The sequence below is a fragment of the Pseudomonas sp. FSL R10-2189 genome, from assembly GCF_009600325.1.
Lineage (GTDB): Bacteria > Pseudomonadota > Gammaproteobacteria > Pseudomonadales > Pseudomonadaceae > Aquipseudomonas > Aquipseudomonas helleri.
Window position 1 is genome coordinate 71557 of record NZ_WIVZ01000009.1, and the last position, 18658, is coordinate 90214.

The 18658-nt window shown below is 59.0% G+C and carries 22 protein-coding genes; 9 read left to right on the forward strand and 13 right to left on the reverse strand.

All coding sequences use genetic code 11. From position 1 onward, the window contains the following. Window positions 1–8: 8 nt before the first annotated feature. Together GHO32_RS09595 and GHO32_RS09600 are read right to left on the reverse strand one after the other, a co-directional pair. Entirely contained in the window at window positions 9–764 is a 756-nt protein-coding gene (locus GHO32_RS09595; protein WP_153336270.1) for an AraC family transcriptional regulator, read from the reverse strand. 18 nt (window positions 765–782) lie between these two features. After that, the gene (locus GHO32_RS09600) at window positions 783–2237 is read right to left on the reverse strand and encodes a TrkH family potassium uptake protein (protein WP_048371495.1); all 1455 of its coding nucleotides are present in this window, start codon (window positions 2235–2237) and stop codon (window positions 783–785) included. Between the two features lie 117 nt (window positions 2238–2354). Here GHO32_RS09600 and GHO32_RS09605 point away from each other — a divergent pair, with 117 nt between their 5' ends. Further along, window positions 2355–2915 (forward strand): NAD(P)H nitroreductase, encoded by a 561-nt coding sequence (locus GHO32_RS09605; protein ID WP_048371492.1) that lies wholly within the window; start codon window positions 2355–2357, stop codon window positions 2913–2915. 67 nt (window positions 2916–2982) lie between these two features. Here GHO32_RS09605 and GHO32_RS09610 read toward each other — a convergent pair whose 3' ends face one another. From GHO32_RS09610 to GHO32_RS09630, 5 genes are all read right to left on the reverse strand, one after another. Further along, window positions 2983–4314 (reverse strand): sensor histidine kinase, encoded by a 1332-nt coding sequence (locus tag GHO32_RS09610; RefSeq protein WP_368668437.1) that lies wholly within the window; start codon window positions 4312–4314, stop codon window positions 2983–2985. 79 nt (window positions 4315–4393) lie between these two features. Then, complete coding sequence (locus GHO32_RS09615) at window positions 4394–4822, reverse strand: Spy/CpxP family protein refolding chaperone (RefSeq protein ID WP_048371489.1); 429 nt, start codon at window positions 4820–4822, stop codon at window positions 4394–4396. 251 nt (window positions 4823–5073) lie between these two features. Further along, complete coding sequence (locus GHO32_RS09620) at window positions 5074–5751, reverse strand: response regulator transcription factor (RefSeq protein WP_048371487.1); 678 nt, start codon at window positions 5749–5751, stop codon at window positions 5074–5076. Window positions 5752–5814: 63 nt separating this feature from the next. Continuing rightward, window positions 5815–6114, reverse strand: a complete 300-nt coding sequence (locus tag GHO32_RS09625) for a YciI family protein (RefSeq protein ID WP_048371486.1) — start codon at window positions 6112–6114, stop codon at window positions 5815–5817. Between the two features lies 1 nt (window position 6115). Beyond that, window positions 6116–6718 carry a septation protein A gene (locus GHO32_RS09630; RefSeq protein WP_123752013.1) on the reverse strand — a complete coding sequence of 201 codons (603 nt, stop codon included), beginning with the start codon at window positions 6716–6718 and terminating at the stop codon, window positions 6116–6118. Between the two features lie 84 nt (window positions 6719–6802). Here GHO32_RS09630 and GHO32_RS09635 point away from each other — a divergent pair, with 84 nt between their 5' ends. From GHO32_RS09635 to arfB, 8 genes are all read left to right on the forward strand, one after another. Continuing rightward, window positions 6803–7666 carry a PHP domain-containing protein gene (locus tag GHO32_RS09635; protein ID WP_368668438.1) on the forward strand — a complete coding sequence of 288 codons (864 nt, stop codon included), beginning with the start codon at window positions 6803–6805 and terminating at the stop codon, window positions 7664–7666. Window positions 7667–7679: 13 nt separating this feature from the next. Then, a complete protein-coding gene (locus GHO32_RS09640) occupies window positions 7680–8309 on the forward strand; it encodes an L-threonylcarbamoyladenylate synthase (RefSeq protein WP_178110058.1) in 630 nt (209 codons plus the stop codon). Window positions 8310–8437: 128 nt separating this feature from the next. Beyond that, window positions 8438–9136, forward strand: a complete 699-nt coding sequence (locus GHO32_RS09645) for a ScpA family protein (RefSeq protein WP_178113870.1) — start codon at window positions 8438–8440, stop codon at window positions 9134–9136. Between the two features lie 12 nt (window positions 9137–9148). Beyond that, a complete protein-coding gene (gene scpB / locus GHO32_RS09650) occupies window positions 9149–10081 on the forward strand; it encodes an SMC-Scp complex subunit ScpB (protein ID WP_153336267.1) in 933 nt (310 codons plus the stop codon). Between the two features lie 83 nt (window positions 10082–10164). Beyond that, window positions 10165–10347, forward strand: a complete 183-nt coding sequence (locus tag GHO32_RS09655) for a DUF1289 domain-containing protein (RefSeq protein ID WP_048371472.1) — start codon at window positions 10165–10167, stop codon at window positions 10345–10347. Window positions 10348–10491: 144 nt separating this feature from the next. Beyond that, entirely contained in the window at window positions 10492–11688 is a 1197-nt protein-coding gene (gene rluB, locus GHO32_RS09660; protein WP_048371470.1) for a 23S rRNA pseudouridine(2605) synthase RluB, read from the forward strand. Between the two features lie 656 nt (window positions 11689–12344). After that, window positions 12345–13763, forward strand: a complete 1419-nt coding sequence (locus GHO32_RS09665) for an amino acid permease (protein WP_153336748.1) — start codon at window positions 12345–12347, stop codon at window positions 13761–13763. An 87-nt stretch (window positions 13764–13850) separates the two neighbouring features. Continuing rightward, a complete protein-coding gene (gene arfB / locus GHO32_RS09670; protein ID WP_048371466.1) occupies window positions 13851–14264 on the forward strand; it encodes an alternative ribosome rescue aminoacyl-tRNA hydrolase ArfB in 414 nt (137 codons plus the stop codon). A gap of 36 nt (window positions 14265–14300) precedes the next feature. Here the strand turns inward: arfB and GHO32_RS09675 are convergent, their stop codons facing one another. The 6 genes from GHO32_RS09675 to phhA all read right to left on the reverse strand — a co-directional run bounded on the left by GHO32_RS09675 (window position 14301) and on the right by phhA (window position 18540). Then, complete coding sequence (locus GHO32_RS09675; protein WP_048386086.1) at window positions 14301–15488, reverse strand: MFS transporter; 1188 nt, start codon at window positions 15486–15488, stop codon at window positions 14301–14303. Between the two features lie 36 nt (window positions 15489–15524). Then, window positions 15525–15701 carry a hypothetical protein gene (locus GHO32_RS09680; protein WP_153336747.1) on the reverse strand — a complete coding sequence of 59 codons (177 nt, stop codon included), beginning with the start codon at window positions 15699–15701 and terminating at the stop codon, window positions 15525–15527. Between the two features lie 90 nt (window positions 15702–15791). After that, entirely contained in the window at window positions 15792–15923 is a 132-nt protein-coding gene (locus tag GHO32_RS26820) for a hypothetical protein (RefSeq protein ID WP_256665532.1), read from the reverse strand. Between the two features lie 225 nt (window positions 15924–16148). Continuing rightward, entirely contained in the window at window positions 16149–17345 is a 1197-nt protein-coding gene (locus tag GHO32_RS09685) for an amino acid aminotransferase (RefSeq protein ID WP_153329233.1), read from the reverse strand. Next, complete coding sequence (locus GHO32_RS09690) at window positions 17345–17701, reverse strand: 4a-hydroxytetrahydrobiopterin dehydratase (RefSeq protein WP_153336746.1); 357 nt, start codon at window positions 17699–17701, stop codon at window positions 17345–17347. Before GHO32_RS09690 ends, GHO32_RS09685 begins: the two co-directional genes overlap by 1 nt. Window positions 17702–17748: 47 nt before the next feature. Next, the gene (gene phhA / locus GHO32_RS09695; protein ID WP_123752020.1) at window positions 17749–18540 is read right to left on the reverse strand and encodes a phenylalanine 4-monooxygenase; all 792 of its coding nucleotides are present in this window, start codon (window positions 18538–18540) and stop codon (window positions 17749–17751) included. Window positions 18541–18658 lie beyond the last annotated feature (118 nt).

An 18658-nucleotide genomic window follows, 5' to 3' on the forward strand; every position in this document is an offset into this window, starting at 1 on the left:
GACTCGCGTCAGTTGTCGCCAGACTCGCGGCGCAGCCTCGAAGGTGACGCGCCAAATTCTCGCAGCATGGCCGCGCTGAAGGCGCTTTGCGAGGCGTAACCGACCCGGCTGGCCACTTCGCCCATGGGCAGGGCGCTGTGGCGCAAAAGCTGCAATGCCGTGTTCAGGCGGTGCTGGCGAATGTAGTCCATGGGCGTCAGCCCGCATTCACTGACGAAGCGGCTGTGCAAACGCGCGCAGGACAAACCTGCGACTCGCGCCAGATCCATGACCTGAAGCGGGTAAGCGAGGTTTTGCTCAATGTAGGCATCCAGTGCGGCGAAAGGCAGACGGTTTGCAGTTACCGGCTCGACAGCGTTGTTCAGGCTCGCCAGAAAGAGGATCGCGCCTTGCCGGGCGATCAAGGGGTCGTTCACCGGGCTGGCGGCCAGCCAGCTCACCAGTTGGTGTTGATTGGCGTCGAGGCTCAAGTGCCCGGCGTTGTCGAGCAAGCGTCGGCTGGCGTCGGCATGACTGCCCAGCGACTCGCCGAGCCAGTCCTGGCCCGGTACATCGAGCACCAGGCACTGGCTGCCTTGTTCGCTGCCGCAAATATGATGGGCGCCGGCCGGGATCACCATCAGGTGCTGCTGGCGCAACAGGCTGGCCCGGCCGTCGACTTCAAAGTCGAGCAGGCCGGACAAACTGATCACCAGTTGCGCATGCTCATGGCTGTGCGCGATCACGTCCTGGCGGTAATGACGCAGTGACAGGATTTGGCCCATGCTGAACCTCTGATTGAATCAATGCCGCCAGAATGCCGGAACACACAATACAAACACGGTAATGATCTCCAGACGCCCAAGCAACATGCCAAACGACAGAATCCATTTGGCGGCATCCGGCAAGCTGGAGAAATTACCCGACGGGCCGATGATTTCACCCAGCCCCGGCCCCACGCCAGACACCGTACTGGCGGCGCCGGTGAGGGCGGTCATCCAGTCCAGACCCAGCATCGACAACGCCAACGCAATCACGCAGATGGTGGTGGCGAAGAAGAACGAAAAGGTCAAAATCGAGCGCACGATTTCTTCGTCGAGGCGGTGGCCGTTGTACTTTTGCTTGATCACCGCACGGGGATGAATCAGCTGGTTTAGGTTGGCCTTGAGCAGTATGTAGGCAACCTGAAAGCGGAAAATCTTGATTCCGCCCGCTGTCGAGCCCGAGCAACCCCCGATAAACCCCAGGTAAAAAAACAGCATCAGCGAGAAGTTGCCCCACAAGCTATAGTCGCCCAAGGCAAAGCCGGTGGTGGTCACCACCGACGTAACGTTCAGCGCCACATGACGAAAGGCATCCCACCACGACATGTCGGTGGTCCACCACATCCACGTGCCCATGACGAACCAGGTCACCACCAGCAGCCCGAGCAAGCCTTGAACCTGTTGATCCTTGAACAATGCTCGACGATGGCCGCGCAATGTCGCCACATACAAGGTAAAGGGCAGGCTGCCGAGAATCATCACCACAATGGCTACCCAGTGCACCGCCGGTTGCGTCCACTTGGCCAAAGACTGGTCCGAGGTCGAGAAGCCGCCGGTGGATATCGCCGACATGGCATGGTTGATCGCGTCAAACACACTCATGCCCGCCCACCAGAACGCCAGGCTGCCGAGAATGGTGATGCCGACATAAGTGGCGACAATAAGGCGCGCCACCATGTGCGAGCGCGGCATGACTTTTTCTGAACGGTCAGACGATTCGGTCTGGAACAGGCGCATACCACCGATGCGCAGCAACGGCAGAATGGCCACCGCCATCCCGATAAAGCCGATGCCGCCGAGCCAGTGCAGCATCGAGCGCCACATCAAAATACCCGGCGTCATGGTGTCCAGCCCGCTCAGCACCGTGGAGCCGGTAGCGGTAATCCCGGACATGCTTTCGAAAAATGAGTCGGTGTAACTGATGTGCTGCGTCAGCAAAAACGGCAGCGCAGCAAAAATGCACACCACCAGCCAACTCGAGACCGTCAGCAGGTACATGTCCCGCGGGCGCAGGTGCACCTGCTCCGGGCGGCCGGGCAGCACCAGTGCCAGACCGGCGACAAAGGTGATCAGGCTGGCCCACAGAAAGGACGGCAGATCACTCATGCGGTCAAAAATGACCAGCGTCAGCATCGGCACAGACATGCTGACCGCGAGCGTAATCAGGAAGATGCCGATTACAAAACCGATAATGCGTAAAGTCGGCAGTGCCATGAAATCAGCTCGGGATTGAAGGGGGCGCCATTCTACCTGTGGTCTGAGCGATGTAAACCGCCAGACTTTCGATGGATACCGTTAGAATAGCCGCACATTTTCTTCAGGAGGTGGCCAATGGAGGCTCTCGACGCTTTGCTTAACCGTGTATCTGCCCCGCGCTTGCTGGACCCTGCGCCGACGGCCGAGCAACGTGAAGTCTTGTTCGCGGCTGCCTTGCGCGCTCCGGATCACGGCCAACTGCGGCCTTACCGTTTTTTGACGGTTGAAGGTGAAGCGCGCAATCAACTGGGTGAAATCCTGGCCCAAGCGGTGCAAGGGCAGGGCGGCGAAGTGACCCAGGCGGCACTGGACAAGGCGCGGGCCATGCCATTGCGGGCGCCGTTGGTGGTAGTGGTCGTGGCACGTTTGCAGGAGCACTTCAAAGTGCCTAAGTCCGAGCAGTTGATTACCGCCGGTTGCGCTGCCCACGCCATTGAACTGGCCGCGTTTGCCCAAGGCATTGGTGCGGTGTGGCGTACTGGCGAGCTGTCCTACAACGCACACGTTGCCAAGGGTCTGGGTCTGGAAGACGGCGAAGAAGTGGTTGCGTTCCTGTACCTGGGCACCCCGCAGAACGACCTGCGTGATGCACCAAAAGTGAACAGCGCAGAATTCGTCAAAGCCTGGTCAGCCTAAGCGTTTACTGCAGGAGCGAGCTTGCCTTGCGATCTTTTGACCTTTAAAAGATCGCGAATCAAGCCCGCTAAGTGGCATTAGGCTCCAACGGCAGCTCCAGCGTGGCAACAAACCCGCCCTGCGGGTGATTGTCCAGCAGCAACCTGCCGCCATGGCGTTCTGCCGCACGGCGGGCAATCGCCAGGCCCAGCCCATGGCCTGCCGCCGTTTGGCCCGGTGCCCGGAAGAACGGCTCGCCCAGATGCGCCAAATACTCTTTAGCCACCCCCGGGCCGTGATCGCGCACGCTGATGGCGATGTGGTCGCCCGAGCGTTGTGCGGTCAACTCAATCGGTTGTTCTGGCGGGTTGAAGCGCTGAGCGTTGCGCAGCAGGTTATCCACGGCGCGTTCGATCATGGTCGGCCAACCGCTGATGCTCAGGTCAGGCTCGGCATTGAGCTGCACCCGTTGTTCGGGGGCGGCCAGTGAGGCGTCCTTCTGGACCGTGGCGAGCAAAGGGTTCAGCTTAATGGGCTCGGCGCTGGCCTGATCGGCATCAACCCTGGCCAGCGCGAGAATTTCGCTGATCAAGGATTCCAGGCGATCGCACTCGCGGGTCAGGCGCGGCCAGAGCTTCTCGCGTTCTTCTGGCCCGGCCCGTTCGGCCAACGCCAACGCAATGCGCAGACGTGCCAGTGGTGAGCGCAGTTCGTGGGACACATCGCGCAGCAGTTGGCGCTGGCTGCCGATCAAGCTTTGCAGGCGGGCACCCATGCGGTTGAAGTCGGTTGCCAGTACGCCAAACTCATCACGCCGTGATGCGAGTTGCGCCAGGCTGTTTTGCTGGTAGGTGGTTTGCCCCAAATCGTGCACGGCCCCGCGCAAGCGGCTCAGCGGGCGGGTGATCGACAGCGTGACCAGCAAACTGAACAAGGTCAGCACCACCAGCGCAATCCCCAGCGCGCTCAGCGGCCAGATCAGGCTTTGGCGGTGCCAGGCGTCCAGCTCCGGGTGCGGGATGCGGTAAATCAGCAAGTAGGTTTCGGCGGTCTTGGGGCTGGTGTACTCGACGGTCAGGCGGCGCCACGGCAGTTGCTCCTTGCCGCGCCCCTGACGGGCTTCCCAAACCGCAGCGCGGCGTGGAAAGGTCCCTTCCACCACCGGGTCGCCGCTTTCGTTAAGCACCTGGACGTCAATGTGATAACGACGCTTGCGCCGTTCGAGGAAATCCTGGGCAGCGTCAGGGCCTTGGGTTTCAAAACGTTCGGTCCACTGTTGCGCCAGATTATGCAGGCCAGGGTGGCGACTGAGGATCCAGGCGTCCTGATTGAGCATGTGCCCCAACAGAATCGAGAGCCCTGCGACCAAGGCTATCGCCAGCCAAAAACTGGCCAGAATCCGCCAAAACAGTGAACGCACAGTAATTCCTCACAGGTAAAGGGTTGAAACGACCAAAGCCCAACGACCGGGGGGCCGTTGGGCTTGGTAACAGACTAGATTATTGCGCTTTTGGAGCCTGCTGAGCTTTCCACTCCTTGAACTGTTTCCATTCTGCTTGGCGTTCAGCGCGTTTTTTTTGCATCTCATCGAACGTTTTTTGCTGATCAGGCTTGAGCAGCGCACGAATATCGCTCTGAGTTTTCTGATGCTTGGCAGCGATTTCGTCTTTCAGCGCCTTTTGATCAGCCGCCGGGAGTTTTTCCAGGTACTTCTCAACCAGTTGTTTACGTTCGTGCATTTGCTCGCCCATCAACTTGCCGATCTGCTGGCGCTGCTCGCGGCTCAGGTCCAGTTGGCTGTAAGGGGCATCGCCGCGACCGTGCTCACCGCCGTGACGTGGACCCATTGGGCCGTCACCACCAGGCATGGCCATTGCGACGGTTGGCAGGGCTGCAGCAAACATCAGAGCAATTAGAGTCTTACGCATGGTGTGTCTCCTTAGTACGGTTCCGGTGAATCCGGATGCGCCCAGTTTAGGGAGATCAAGGTCAATGGCTGTCAGTCGAGCGTAAAGCTTAGGTAAAGACGTTTTGGTGCGAGGTTTACATAACGCCAAACCCTGCGAAAACCCTGTAGCCGCTGACGAGGTACGAGGCTGCGATGGGGTGCGAAGCGGCCCTTGGCGGTGGTCCTGCGGCCCACATCGCAGCCTCGTGCCTCGGCAGCGGCTACAGGTTCTTATGCGCTATAAAAATAGCCGCGGCTGCGCAGGGCCATGATGCGTGGGCGGCCATCGGGGTGGGGGCCGATCTTTTTGCGCAGGTTGCTCACGTGCATGTCGAGGCTGCGGTCGTACAAAGTCAGCTTGCGGCCCAGGGCAATTTGCGCCAGTTCCTGTTTGTCCAGCGGCTCGCCGGGCTGGCGCAGCAACGCCTCAAGCAGGCGGCTTTCAGATACGGTCAGGGGAATGTCATGTTCGTCGATGGTGACCACGCCCCGCGCCGGGCTGAAACACAAATCGCCCAGCTCCAGTTGGGTGGACACGGCGGCCGGGTGGCTGCGGCGCAAGACAGCGCGCAAGCGGGCGGTCAGTTCGCGAGGGTCACAGGGTTTGGCCAGGTAGTCATCGGCGCCCAGTTCGAGGCCGAGAATACGGTCCAGCGGTTCGCCACGGGCCGACAGCATCAGCACGGGCAGGTCAGGGTGGTCGTTGCGCAGTTGCTTGAGCAGCTCCAGACCACTGCCGTCGGGCAGCATCACGTCCAGCACCACCGCATCGGGGCTGGCCTCGAGCAACGCCTTGCGGGCGCTCAGGCCGTCGTGGCAAGCGCGTACCTGGAAGCCTTCCTGGCTTAACCAACTGCTCAGAAGCTCACACAGCTCCTGGTCATCATCTATCAGTAACAGGTCGCTCATGTCTTACTCGATTTAGCCAGTGCCGACGCTTTGCGCGTCGGCGACCGGCAAAAAATACCGCGATTAGGGCAGGACTTTCTTGAACGGCTTGACGATGACATTGGCGTACACGCCAGCAGCCACGTAAGGGTCCGCGTCAGCCCATGCCTGGGCAGCTACCAGGGAGTCGAACTCAGCGACCACCAGGCTGCCAGTGAAACCGGCCGGGCCGGGGTCATTGCTGTCGATGGCCGGGTGCGGGCCAGCCAGAACGACACGGCCTTCCTTTTGCAGTGCTTGCAGGCGCTCAAGATGCGCGGGACGCGCGGCCAGGCGTTTTTCAAGGGAGTCGGCAACGTCGGTGGAAATGATTGCGTAGAGCATGTCAGTCCTCGGATTTGGTGTTGGTCGGTGCAGAATCGGTGTCATGCAGGTGGCGCGACAGATAAATACCCTGAGCAACCAGGAACAACACGGTCATGCCCAGGCTGCCGAAGACTTTGAAGTCGACCCAAATGCTCTGATAAGTGAAGGCCACAAACAGGTTGGCCGCACCGCAGAACAGGAAGAAGCCGATCCAGGCCACGTTCAGGCGCGTCCAGACAGCGTCCGGCAGGGTCAGCGCGTGGCCCATGATGCGTTTGATCAGCGGCTTGTCGCCAATGAAATGGCTACCGGCAAACGCCACGGCAAACAGCCAGTTCACCACCGGCGCCTTCCATTTAAGGAAGGTTTCGCTGTGGAAGGCCAAGGTCAGGCTGCCAAATACCAGGCAGGCGATCAGGGTCAGCCACTGGCTCTTTTCGAGCTTGCGCTGCTTGATAAACAGAATGCCGTAAACCACCACCGAGCTGAGGATCAACATCGCTGTCGCGCTGAAGATGCCCCCGACCGTCAGGCTATGCCCGGCGAAATCGACGACGCGTGGTTCGATTTTGTAGACAACGAAAAACAGTAACAGCGGGATGAAGTCGATGAATTGTTTCACAGTGGCAGCCAGAAGCAGGATGTGGCGGCATAATAACAAACATCAATGACAGCGAAAGCGTCAGCTAGAGGTTATTAAATCCCCGTGGAAATAGACTTGCATTGCCATAGCACGGCATCTGATGGCGCTTTGGCGCCGGCGGCACTGGTCGCGCGTGCGTTCGAGAAAGGTGTGCGAGTCCTGGCCCTGACCGATCACGATACACTTGAAGGCCTCGAAGAAGCCCGCGCAGCGGCGCTGGCCTTGAACATGACGCTGGTAAACGGCATTGAATTGTCGTGTACCTGGGGTGGCGCGACCATTCATGTGCTGGGTTACGGGTTTGATACCCAGGCACCGGCCTTGCTTGAGGCCATCTCCAAACTGCATGAAGGCCGTTGGCTGCGCGCAGAAGAAATCAGCCGCAAGCTCGCCCTTAAAGGCATGCCCGGCGCGCTGGAAGGCGCGCGGGCCATTCAACAGGGCCTGGGTGACAGCGGCAATGCCCCGGCCCGGCCGCACTTTGCCGACTATCTGGTCGAGGCCGGGTACGTTAAAGACCGTGCCGAAGCGTTCCGCAAATGGCTGGGCGCTGGCAAGCTGGGCGACGTCAAGCAGCATTGGCCAACCCTTGAAGAGACCGTCGGCACCTTGCGTGCAGCCGGTGCCTGGGTGAGCCTGGCGCACCCGTCGCACTACGATTTCACGCGCAGCAAGCGACGTCGGCTGATTGGCGACTATATTCAAGCGGGAGGTCACGCGATTGAGGTCGTCAATGGCTACCAACCTGCTGATCAGGTGGGCAGCCTGGCGATTCTGGCGCGTGAATTTGGTCTGCTGGTCAGTGCCGGCAGTGATTTTCATGGCCCTGGAGGTTGGTCCGAGATCGGCGAATATCGCCCCGTCCCGGAAGATCTGCCGCCATTGTGGTGTCGATTCAAATATGACCAGCCTGCTGCCACCGACTGAACAGGAACATAACGTGAGTCAATTTTTCCAGATACATCCGGAAAACCCGCAGCCGCGCCTGATCAAACAGGCAGTCGAGATCATCCGCAAGGGTGGCGTGGTGATCTACCCCACCGACTCGTCCTACGCAGTGGGATGCCAGATGGGCGACAAGTCTGCGATCGAGCGGATCAAGCGCCTGCGTAACCTGGATGACAAACACAACTTCACCTTGATGTGTTCGGGTTTGTCGCAACTGGGCTTGTTTGCCAAAGTTGATACCGAGGTGTTCCGTCTGCTCAAGACGCACACGCCGGGACCGTATACCTTCATCCTCAACGCCACCCGTGACGTTCCGCGTTTGTTGCTGCACCCCAAGCGTCGCACCATTGGCATGCGCGTGCCGCAGCATCCCATTGCCCTGGCATTGCTCGAAGAACTGGGCGAGCCACTGATGAGTGTCACGCTGATCTTGCCGGGTGAAACCGAGCCGATGGAAGACCCGTACCTCATTCGCGATGTGCTGGAAAAACACGTCGACCTGATTATTGATGGCGGTTTTGGCGGCAATAAGGCCTCGACCGTGATTAATCTGGTTAATGACGAGCCCGAAATCGTACGGGTAGGTTGTGGTGATCCGACGCCGTTTATGGTCGAGGCCTGATGTCAGACCTGGACGTAGTAGAAGCGGTTGATGATCAAGCCGGTGCCCAGCAAGAGCTTCCGTTTGCCATGGTCTATGGCCAGGCCGTTATTGAAATGCCGATGGACCTGTACATCCCCCCGGATGCGCTGGAGGTGTTTCTTGACGCGTTTGAAGGCCCGCTCGACTTGCTGCTGTACCTGATCCGCAAACAGAACATCGACATCCTGGACATTCCCGTGGCGGAAATCACACGCCAGTACATGGGCTATGTCGAGCTGATGAAAACCGTGCGCCTTGAGCTGGCCGCCGAGTATTTGGTGATGGCCGCGATGCTGGCCGAAATCAAGTCACGCATGCTCCTGCCGCGCTCGGCCGAGGTCGAAGAGGAAGAAGGCGATCCGCGTGCCGAGCTGATCCGCCGCTTGCAGCAATACGAGCGATTCAAGGCGGCAGCGGAAGGCATTGATGGCTTGAGCCGGGTAGGGCGCGACATCATCGTGCCCAAACTCGATGCCCCCGAAGCGCGTGCGCGCAAGCTGGTGCCCGACGTCGCGCTCGAAGAACTGCTGATGTCCATGGCCGAGGTGCTGCGCCGCACCGACATGTTCGAAAGCCATCAGGTCAGCCGTGAGGCCCTGTCCACGCGAGAGCGCATGAGTGAAGTACTTGAGCGTCTCAAAGGCGGCGGTTTTGTGCCGTTTGTTGAGCTGTTCACCGCAGAAGAAGGGCGTTTGGGCGTGGTCGTGACCTTTATGGCCATTCTTGAGCTGGTCAAAGAGTCGCTGGTCGAGTTGGTGCAAAATGAGCCCTTCACGGCCATCCACGTGCGGGCGCGAGCCGAATAAAGAGCTAAAACCATGAATTTGACTGAACCCCGCGAACTGGCGCCGCTGCTGGAGGCCTTTTTGTTGGCCTCCGGAAAGCCGCAAAGCCTGGAGCGACTGTTTGAGCTGTTTGACGAGAGCGAAAGGCCTGAACCGCCCGTGTTCAAAAAGGCCCTCGATGTGCTGCGCAAATCGTGCGATGGCCGCGCCTTTGAACTCAAAGAAGTCGCCTCGGGCTATCGCCTGCAAATTCGCGAGAAGTTTTCGCCGTGGGTCGGGCGGCTGTGGGAAGAACGCCCGCAACGTTATTCACGGGCCATGCTCGAAACCATGGCATTGATTGCCTATCGCCAGCCCATCACCCGTGGCGAGATCGAAGACGTGCGCGGCGTGGCGGTCAACAGCCACATCGTCAAGACCCTGCTGGAGCGCGAATGGATCCGCGTGGTGGGCTACCGCGACGTGCCGGGTAAACCGGCGATGTTTGCGACCACCAAGGCGTTTTTGGACCACTTCAACCTGCAAAACCTCGACGATTTGCCGCCGTTGGCCGAGCTGCGCGAGCTGGAGCCCGACCCGATCCTCGACTTCGACGACGCCCCTGTGCCCGAGCACCTGCAAGCCCTTGCCGACGAAAGCCTGGAGCCTGAAGAGCCCAAGGACGAGACCAGCTTCCGCACCTTGCTGGTTGAACTGGACTCGATGGAAGAAGGTCTTAAAACTGACTTTGATGATTTGTTGAGGGAAGAGGCAGCAGTCAGCGAAGAGCCAGAGCCAGCTCCAGAACCTGAGCCAGAACCGCAACCTGAGGTCGAGCCACGGCTCAGTGCGGCGGAGCTGGCGCGTGATCGCTTGCGTGCTGCCGTCGCGGCCCTGGAAGCACGGGCTGCCTTGAGTGAAGAAGAACTCGAAGCCCGTGCCCTGGCCGACGCCATCGAACAAGAACGCCGCGATCTCGAAGACTGACACCCCCCTTGTAGGAGCGAGCTTGCTCGCGATCTTTTGATCTTTAAAAGCTCGCGCCTACAGGGATTTTGAGAGACTCCACCATGAAAGACCCCTGCATCAGCCTCTGCAAATTCACCGATGACATCTGCATCGGCTGTGGGCGCAGCAAGCGTGAAATCAAAAGCTGGAAGAAACTCGACAAGGATGAAAAACGTGCCGTGCTGGCCGAAGCCGCCCTGCGTTTGAAGACCCTGAAGGCCACCGGCCGGCGGAAAAAGAAGTAAGTCAGCGGCTTCATCACCCGACATTGATGCGCAATGGCCAACATCCGCGTATGATTCGCGACCCCCACGCGCTCGTTCGAGCTGCAGGGCTTAATTTTTAACACCTCAGGCCACGCCTGAGTTGACACACCGGGAGGTGCCCAGATGAGTGATCTAGACCCTAAAGACAGCCAGGAAATTGGCCCGGCAGGCGAAAAACTGCAAAAAGTACTCGCCCGTATCGGCGTCGGCTCGCGCCGCGACGTAGAAAGCTGGATCAGCCAAGGCCGCATCAAGGTCAACGGCAAGGATGCAACCCTTGGGTTGCGCGTAGATCTGCATGACGCCATCTCCATCGATGGCAAGGTGATCAAGCGTGAAGAGGCTGCCGAATCGGTGCGCCGCGTGATCATGTACAACAAACCCGACGGCGAAATCTGCACCCGTGACGACCCGGAAGGCCGTCCGACCGTGTTTGACAAGCTGCCGCGTCCAAAAGAAGGTCGCTGGATCAACATCGGTCGTCTCGACATCAACACCACCGGCTTGCTGATGTTCACCACCGACGGTGAGCTGGCTAACCGCCTGATGCACCCTTCCTACGAAATGGACCGTGAATACGCGGTACGTGTGCGTGGCGAAGTCGATGACGAGATGATCGAGCGCCTCAAGGCGGGCGTCGTGCTGGAAGACGGCCCTGCGCGTTTCACCGACATCAAGCAAGCGCCAGGCGGTGAAGGCTTCAACCATTGGTACCACTGCGTGGTGATGGAAGGCCGTAACCGTGAAGTACGTCGTTTGTGGGAATCCCAGGGCTTGGTGGTCAGCCGTCTGAAGCGCGTGCGTTTCGGTCCGGTGTTCCTCAACTCTGACCTGCCGATGGGTCGCTGGCGCGAAATGAGCCAGTACGAAATCGACATTCTCAGCGCTGAAGTCGGCCTTACGCCGGTTGCCTTGCCTGAAATGAACGCCAAGAGCAAAGACAAGCTTGAGCGTATGCAGCGCAAGTCGTCACGCCCGGTACCGCGTGCTGACCGTGTTGCACGCACCTTGCGCCCGGCCAATGGTGAGCCGGCTGCGCCGCGTCCAGCGCGTCAACCGCACATCGAAGGTGAGCGTCCAGGTCGCCCGGCCCGTGATGAGTCTGCCCGTCCGGCCCGCAAGCCGTCCGGCCGCACTGACCGTGTACCGGCAGGGCGCGGTGCACCGATCGCCGAGCGTCCGAGCGAAATCAGCAAGCGCCCGGCCAAGCCGACGCGCTCTGGCCCAAAGCTGGTTGATGATGCGCCGTCCGGCAAGCGTCGTGGCGCGCCGTCCGGTTCCGGTCAGCGTCCAGGCTTTGGCCGTCGCAAGCCTGAGTAAACCTGCGGCGCTGTGAAAAAAACGCCAACCCCCAAAGGGTTGGCGTTTTTTTATGCCTGCAAATCACACATCTCTTGTAGGAGCGAGCTTGCTCGCGATCTTTTGATCTTTAAAAGCTCGCGAGCAAGCTCGCTCCTGCGCAGACGTGGTGTTGTAGGTGGAAATATTTCTTTACGCCTCGTAAAGCTATCTCTACAAAATCAACAGGTTATCCGGCACAGCAGCCTGTTTCACCCCTTCTGTAAAGAATACTTTCCGGAAAACTGGCTGCTAGTACTTTTTCTGACAACTTATTGGCTTGTTTCGTCTTGCAAACGGCGGTGTGATGGGATCTTGCCTACGAGCGGGTGTACAATGCGCCGCGTTTTAACTGTGACCCAATTGCGTACCCGCGCTTTTTGCGCTGCTCAACCCCGTGATGAGTGGCCAAAACCTCGAGGCTAACCCGCCTTGTTAACTCCGCATCGCCACAAGCGTTGCGGGTTCGATTCCGTCACAGATAAAAACAAACAGGTGACGCATGACTCGTGAAACAACCTTGGATTCTTGGCGTCTGCGCTGGGGTTTGATGTGTGTTGTAGACCCTTCGATCACTGCCTCTGGTGCTCAAGCTACATCGCACTGAATCACATCAAACCTTGTGTGGAACGCTTTCAATGAGTGGAAAAACCTCGCAATCAGGTGAGCTTAAACGCGGCCTGAAAAATCGTCATATCCAGTTGATTGCCCTCGGCGGCGCGATTGGTACTGGCCTGTTCCTCGGCTCGGCCGGGGTACTGAAATCGGCCGGTCCATCAATGATTCTGGGCTATGCCATCTGCGGCTTCATTGCCTTCATGATCATGCGCCAGCTCGGCGAAATGATCGTCGAAGAGCCCGTTGCCGGCTCCTTCAGCCACTTTGCGCATAAATACTGGGGCGGTTTTGCCGGCTTCCTGTCGGGCTGGAACTGCTGGGTGCTGTACATCCTGGTGGGCATGTCGGAACTGACTGCGGTCGGTAAATACGTGCACTACTGGTGGCCCGAAATCCCGACCTGGGCCTCGGCGGCAGCCTTCTTCGTGCTGATCAACGTGATCAACCTGACCAACGTCAAAGTGTTTGGCGAGGCCGAGTTCTGGTTCGCGATCATCAAGGTCGTGGCCATTATCGGCATGATCGCCCTGGGCAGTTACTTGCTCACCAGTGGCAGCGGCGGCCCTCAGGCTTCCGTCAGCAACCTGTGGTCGCACGGTGGTTTCTTCCCGCACGGCGTGACCGGTTTGTTGATGGCCATGGCCTTCATCATGTTCTCGTTCGGTGGTCTGGAAATGCTCGGTTTCACCGCAGCTGAAGCCGACAAGCCGCGCACGGTGATCCCTAAAGCGATCAACCAGGTGATCTACCGCATCCTGATTTTCTACATCGGTGCGCTGGTGGTTCTGCTGTCGCTGACCCCATGGGACTCGCTGCTTGAAACCCTCAACGCTGGTGGCGACAGCTACAGCAGCAGCCCGTTTGTACAAGTGTTCTCGATGTTGGGCAGCAACACCGCAGCGAACATCCTCAACTTCGTGGTGCTGACTGCAGCGTTGTCGGTGTACAACAGCGGCACCTACTGCAACAGCCGTATGCTGCTGGGCATGGCGCAGCAGGGCGATGCGCCCAAAGCGCTGGCCAAGATCGACAAGCGCGGCGTGCCGGTCAATGCCATTCTGGCTTCGGCAGCAGTGACGGTGATTGCGGTACTGCTCAACTACTGGATGCCGCACGACGCGCTGGAACTGCTGATGTCGCTGGTGGTTGCGACGCTGGTGATCAACTGGGCGATGATCAGCTACTCGCACTTCAAGTTCCGCCAGCACATGAACAAAACCGCGCAAACCCCGCTGTTCAAGGCGCTGTGGTACCCGTACGGCAACTACATCTGCCTGGCGTTTGTAGCGTTCATTCTGGTGATCATGCTGTTGATCCCGGGCATTCGCATCTCGGTGTTCGCGATGCCGATTTGGGTGGCCTTTATGGGGCTCTGCTACTGGTTGAAACCCAAGCGTGTAGAACAAGCCTCTGCTGAGGTTTACAGCCCGGCCAAGTAAATTGATCGGTTAAACAACACACCCGGCCACCGCGCCGGGTGTGTTGTTTGTGGGGTATGCTGCACGCCCTGCTGATGGACCTTTGTAATGCTGGTGATTTCCAACAACGTGCATATCCCCGATGCCGAAATCGAACTGACGGCCATTCGTGCCCAAGGCGCGGGCGGGCAGAACGTCAACAAAGTCTCAAGCGCCATGCATTTGCGCTTCGACATCCCCAACTCATCCTTACCGCCTTTTTACAAAGAGCGACTGCTGGCGCTGCGTGACAGCCGCATCACCAGTGACGGGGTGTTGATCATCAAGGCGCAGCAATACCGCACCCAGGAGCAAAACCGGGCGGATGCGCTGGAGCGTTTGCTGGAATTGATCGTGAGCGCGACCAAGGTCGAGAAAAAGCGCCGCCCGACCAAGCCGACTCTGGGCTCAAAAAAGCGTCGCCTCGAATCCAAGACCAAACGCGGCAGCATCAAGGCTGGGCGGGGCAAGGTGGACTTTTAAAGTCAACAGTCCTCAGCCAGAGGGTGAGGGTTGTTCTTAGCTGCCTCGTGCAAGCTTTGCCTGCCGATACAAATAAACACTCAGCAGCACCCCGCTAAACGATGCCAGTGCTGCAAACAGGAAGATCGAGGTAAAGCCAAAGCCTGCCGCCACCGCGCCCACCAGTGGCCCGGTGATGCCCAGTGACAGGTCGATAAACAGCGAGTACGCGCCCACCGCTGCGCCTCGGCTAGAGGCGGGCACCAGGTTAACCGCCTCAACGCCCAGCGCCGGAAACACCAGCGAAAAGCCAAAACCGCTCAACGCCGCACCGGCCAAGGCCAGATGCGGATCAGGCGCCAGCCATAGCAACAGTAAGCCCAGTGTTTCGACGCTCAAGCAGGCAATCGCCACGCGAAAGCCGCCCAGGCGGTTGATCATGTTGCCAAACAGCAACCGCGCACTGATAAAGCTGGCACCAAACAGGCTCAGGCACAGCGCGGCGTTTTCCCAGTGGTTGGTGGCGTAGTACAGGGTGATAAAGGTGGCAATGGTGCCAAAACCAATCGAGCCCAGCGCCAAACCTGTACCGTGGGGCAGCACCCGGCCCAGCACATGCAGAAACGGCAAGCGCACGCCGCTGACAATGGGCGCGGCCACTTTTGGCCAGGCCAGCAGCAAGCCCAGCGTGGCCAGGGCGATAATGCTCACGCCCAGGCTCCACATGCCCAAATGCCCGACCATCACCACGCCCAGCGGTGCGCCAATGGCAATGGCGCCGTAGCTGGCGATGCCGTTCCAGGAGATGACTTTGGCGGTGTGGGCAGCGCCCACGCGGCCAATGCCCCAGCCGATCGACCCCGAACCCACCAGGCTTTCAGCGCTGCCCAGCACCAGCCGGCCCAACAGCAGGCTGGCCAGGCTCCAGGCAGGTGCCGCCGCCAGCCAGCTTGAGGTGAGCATCAACACACCGCTCAAGCCGCAACCCGCCAGCCCGTACATGACCGCGCGTTTGCTGCCCTGGTTATCGATGATGCGGCTGGCGTAAGGGCGGCTCAGGAGCGTGGCCAGGTATTGCACGCTGATCACCAGCCCGGCGATGACCGTGCCATAGCCCAGGTGGTTGTGAACGTAACCGGGCAATACGGCGAGCGGGATGCCGATGTTCAAATAGCCGATAAAGGTAAACAGAACGATGGAAACCACTTGCAGCGTGATTGCCATAGGGCGTTGTGTTTCAGGCATTGGGTAGGGGTCCTGCGGGGAGCGGTAAGGTGCAGATTACAACGGTGCAACCAATTGTGTCGCAATTAAAGCAGCCAGTGCGTTTTCCTGGGTGCCGAAGCGCTCAAGCAGCAGGGCCTGCTTTTGTGGGCTGAGACGCTCCCAGAGCTCGATCATTTTTTCGGCGGTGCCGATCAGGACGCTGGCCTGGGTGTCGCTGAAGGTGTCAGTCACGCTGTTGTCCGCGAGAAGAGAAGGGTGCCGCAATTGTGTCAGGCGGTATGAAAAACCTGAAGCTTTTCGCACCGCCTGATAGATGGCCGGTCAGTCTTCGCTGTCGGCCTGGAGGCTGTCTTGAGCCTCTTCCAGTGCGGGGTTTTCGCCACTGGTGTGTTGCGGGGTTGGCTGCTGAGTTTCATGCAGGCTTGGGAAGGGGAGGTTTGGGATCTCGTGCATCGTCGCGCTCCTCGTAAGGTGTGTTTTTAAATCGCTGGGTAAATCGGCGCTTTTAAAAAGCAAGGGCAGGATACAGGAGGGAGTGTGACAATTTGTCTTTTTATTGCGTCTGGCGCCGATTATGGCGATTTATTCATCTTGCAACAGGCCTGTAGGAGCGAGCTTGAACTGGCGATCTTTTAAACGCTCAAAAGATCGCGAGGCAAGCTCGCTCCTACAGGTTTTTTAGTGCTGGCAGACCTGTGCAATGGCCTTGGCGAGCAGCTCCAGGCGGGTGCCATCGACCCCGGCCATGTTGGCGCGCCCTGAGCCGACCATGTAAACGCTGTGTTTTTCACGCAGCACTTGCACTTGCTCGGTACTCAACCCGGTGTACGAAAACATCCCGCGTTGCTGGTTGATGTGCGCAAAGCGCTCGGCCAGACCGAACGGCGTCAGCGCCTCGACCAAACCGCTGCGCAACTGGGCGATGCGGCTGCGCATGGCTTCCACTTCGGCGGCCCATTGCGCCTTGAGCTGCGCATCACCGAGGATTGTCGCCACCACGGCGGCACCATGATCAGGCGGGTTGGACCACAGGTTACGCGCCAGATACGCCAGTTGGCTGCGCACATCGGTCAGTTTTTCGGCGTCATTGGCACATACGATCAACGCGCCGACACGCTCACGGTACAAGCCGAAGTTCTTCGAGCAAGAGCTGGTGATCAGCACTTCAGGCAGTTCGCTCACGAACAGGCGTGTTGACCAGGCATCTTCTTCCAGACCGTCGCCGAAGCCCTGATAGGCAAAGTCGATCAGGGGCAGCAGTTCGCGCCGACGCACGACATCCAGCACCTGCAGCCAGTCGTCCTGCGACAGGTCAAAGCCGGTCGGGTTGTGGCAGCACGCGTGCAGCAACACCACGTCGCCCTTGGGTACATGCTCCAGGGCGTGAAGCATGGCGGCCACGTTGAGGGTGTTGTCGCGGCCCACGTACGGGTAATGACCCACCTTCAACCCGGCTTCGGCGAAAATGCTTTCGTGGATCGGCCAGGTCGGGTCGCTCAGCCAGATCCCGCGCCCTGGCAGGCAGTGCGCGATAAAGTCGGCCACCAGACGCAATGCGCCGGTACCGCCCGGCGTTTGCGTGGCGCCTGCACGCTTGGCCGCCAGCAGTGGCGAATCAGTGCCCAGTACCAGTTCACTGATCAGTTGGCCAAAACGGCTGTCGCCGTGGCCGCCGATGTAGGTTTTGGTCTGTTGCTGATCTACCAGGCGCTGTTCGGCCTGTTTGACTGACTGCAAAATCGGCGTCAGGCCGTTGGCGTCTTTATAGACGCCCACGCCCAAGTCGAATTTGTTCGGGTTGGTGTCCTGGTTATAGGCGTCGATCAAGCCCAGAATCGGATCGCCCGGCACGCGGCCAATGGCTGAGAAGTGCATTACTTGCGACCTTCGGCAGTTTTGGCAACGTCATCGGTGCGCGCGGCCATGATGAAATCGTTGCGGTGCAGGCCTTTGATCGAGTGACTCCACCAAGTCACGGTCACTTTGCCCCATTCGGTCAGCAGACCCGGGTGATGGCCTTCGGCTTCAGAGATTTCGCCAACGGTGTTGGTGAACGCCAGGGCGTGCTTGAAGTTCTTGAACAGAAAAACCTTTTCCAACTGCATGATGCCGTCGCGAACTTCGATGTTCCAGTCCGGGATCTGCTTGATCAGAATCGGCAACTCTTCGTCACTGACCTGTGGAGCATCGGCGCGGCAGGCTTCGCAGTGGGCTTGGTTCAATGTGCTCATGGTGTATTCCTGAAATCGATTTTTTATTGGTCTTGAAAAAATAAGGGTTAAGCCGCTTTCGGCTTGGGCGGGAACTTGGGCGCATGCAAGCCCAGCTCCATGCCTTTTTCAACCATGCCCATGATGTCTTCGTGGGCCAGGTCAAACAGGCGCTTCAAGTCCGGCAGAACAAAATACAGCGGCTGCAAAATATCAATTCGATACGGCGTGCGCATGGCTTCCAGCGGATCGAATGGCTGATGTTCAGGTTCTGAAGACAAGCTGTAAACCGTTTCTTTAGGCGAAGACAGAATTCCGCCGCCATACACGCGTTTGCCTTCAGGGGTATTCACCAGCCCGAACTCGATGGTCATCCAGTACAGGCGGGCCAGATACACCCGCTGTTCTTTGCTGGCTTGCAGGCCGAGCTTACCGTAGGTGTGGGTGAATTCAGCAAACCATGGGTTGGTCAGCAGCGGGCAATGGCCAAAAATCTCGTGGAAAATATCCGGCTCTTGCAGGTAATCCAGTTCTTCACGGGTACGAATAAACGTTGCCACCGGGAACTGCTTGCTGGCCAGTAATTCGAAAAAGGTCTGGAAGGGGATCAAAGCCGGCACGCGGGCAACTTGCCAGCCGGTGGTTTCGCCCAGCACTTTATTGATCTCGCCCAGTTGCGGGATACGGTCGTGGGGCAGGCCGAGTTTGTCGATGCCTTGCAGGTACTCAGGGCAGGCGCGGCCTTCGAGCAATTTGAGCTGGCGGGTAATCAGCGTATTCCACACCCCGTGTTCCTCGGGTGTGTAGTCGATAAAGCCATTGGCATCCGGCTCACGGGCGACGTATTTCGTTTGCTTCATGGTGCTCTCCGCAGAGAAATCGTTTTTATTGTTCTGTCAGGGATGGCGCGTATTCGTGGGTTAAGTGATATCCCAAGTGCTGGTCGGATGCAGCCGGAGAAACGTGTCTATTACCGGA

Excerpts from the sequence above, each read along its gene's own strand:
- GHO32_RS09595 (WP_153336270.1), bottom strand. The coding sequence starts at position 764 with ATGGGCCAAATCCTGTCACTGCGTCATTACCGCCAGGACGTGATCGCG.
- GHO32_RS09600 (WP_048371495.1), bottom strand. The coding sequence starts at position 2,237 with ATGGCACTGCCGACTTTACGCATTATCGGTTTTGTAATCGGCATCTTC.
- GHO32_RS09605 (WP_048371492.1), top strand. The coding sequence starts at position 2,355 with ATGGAGGCTCTCGACGCTTTGCTTAACCGTGTATCTGCCCCGCGCTTG.
- GHO32_RS09615 (WP_048371489.1), bottom strand. The coding sequence starts at position 4,822 with ATGCGTAAGACTCTAATTGCTCTGATGTTTGCTGCAGCCCTGCCAACC.
- GHO32_RS09620 (WP_048371487.1), bottom strand. The coding sequence starts at position 5,751 with ATGAGCGACCTGTTACTGATAGATGATGACCAGGAGCTGTGTGAGCTT.
- GHO32_RS09625 (WP_048371486.1), bottom strand. The coding sequence starts at position 6,114 with ATGCTCTACGCAATCATTTCCACCGACGTTGCCGACTCCCTTGAAAAA.
- scpB (WP_153336267.1), top strand. The coding sequence starts at position 9,149 with ATGAATTTGACTGAACCCCGCGAACTGGCGCCGCTGCTGGAGGCCTTT.
- GHO32_RS09655 (WP_048371472.1), top strand. The coding sequence starts at position 10,165 with ATGAAAGACCCCTGCATCAGCCTCTGCAAATTCACCGATGACATCTGC.
- rluB (WP_048371470.1), top strand. The coding sequence starts at position 10,492 with ATGAGTGATCTAGACCCTAAAGACAGCCAGGAAATTGGCCCGGCAGGC.
- GHO32_RS09665 (WP_153336748.1), top strand. The coding sequence starts at position 12,345 with ATGAGTGGAAAAACCTCGCAATCAGGTGAGCTTAAACGCGGCCTGAAA.
- arfB (WP_048371466.1), top strand. The coding sequence starts at position 13,851 with ATGCTGGTGATTTCCAACAACGTGCATATCCCCGATGCCGAAATCGAA.
- GHO32_RS09675 (WP_048386086.1), bottom strand. The coding sequence starts at position 15,488 with ATGCCTGAAACACAACGCCCTATGGCAATCACGCTGCAAGTGGTTTCC.
- GHO32_RS26820 (WP_256665532.1), bottom strand. The coding sequence starts at position 15,923 with ATGCACGAGATCCCAAACCTCCCCTTCCCAAGCCTGCATGAAACTCAG.
- GHO32_RS09685 (WP_153329233.1), bottom strand. The coding sequence starts at position 17,345 with ATGCACTTCTCAGCCATTGGCCGCGTGCCGGGCGATCCGATTCTGGGC.
- GHO32_RS09690 (WP_153336746.1), bottom strand. The coding sequence starts at position 17,701 with ATGAGCACATTGAACCAAGCCCACTGCGAAGCCTGCCGCGCCGATGCT.
- phhA (WP_123752020.1), bottom strand. The coding sequence starts at position 18,540 with ATGAAGCAAACGAAATACGTCGCCCGTGAGCCGGATGCCAATGGCTTT.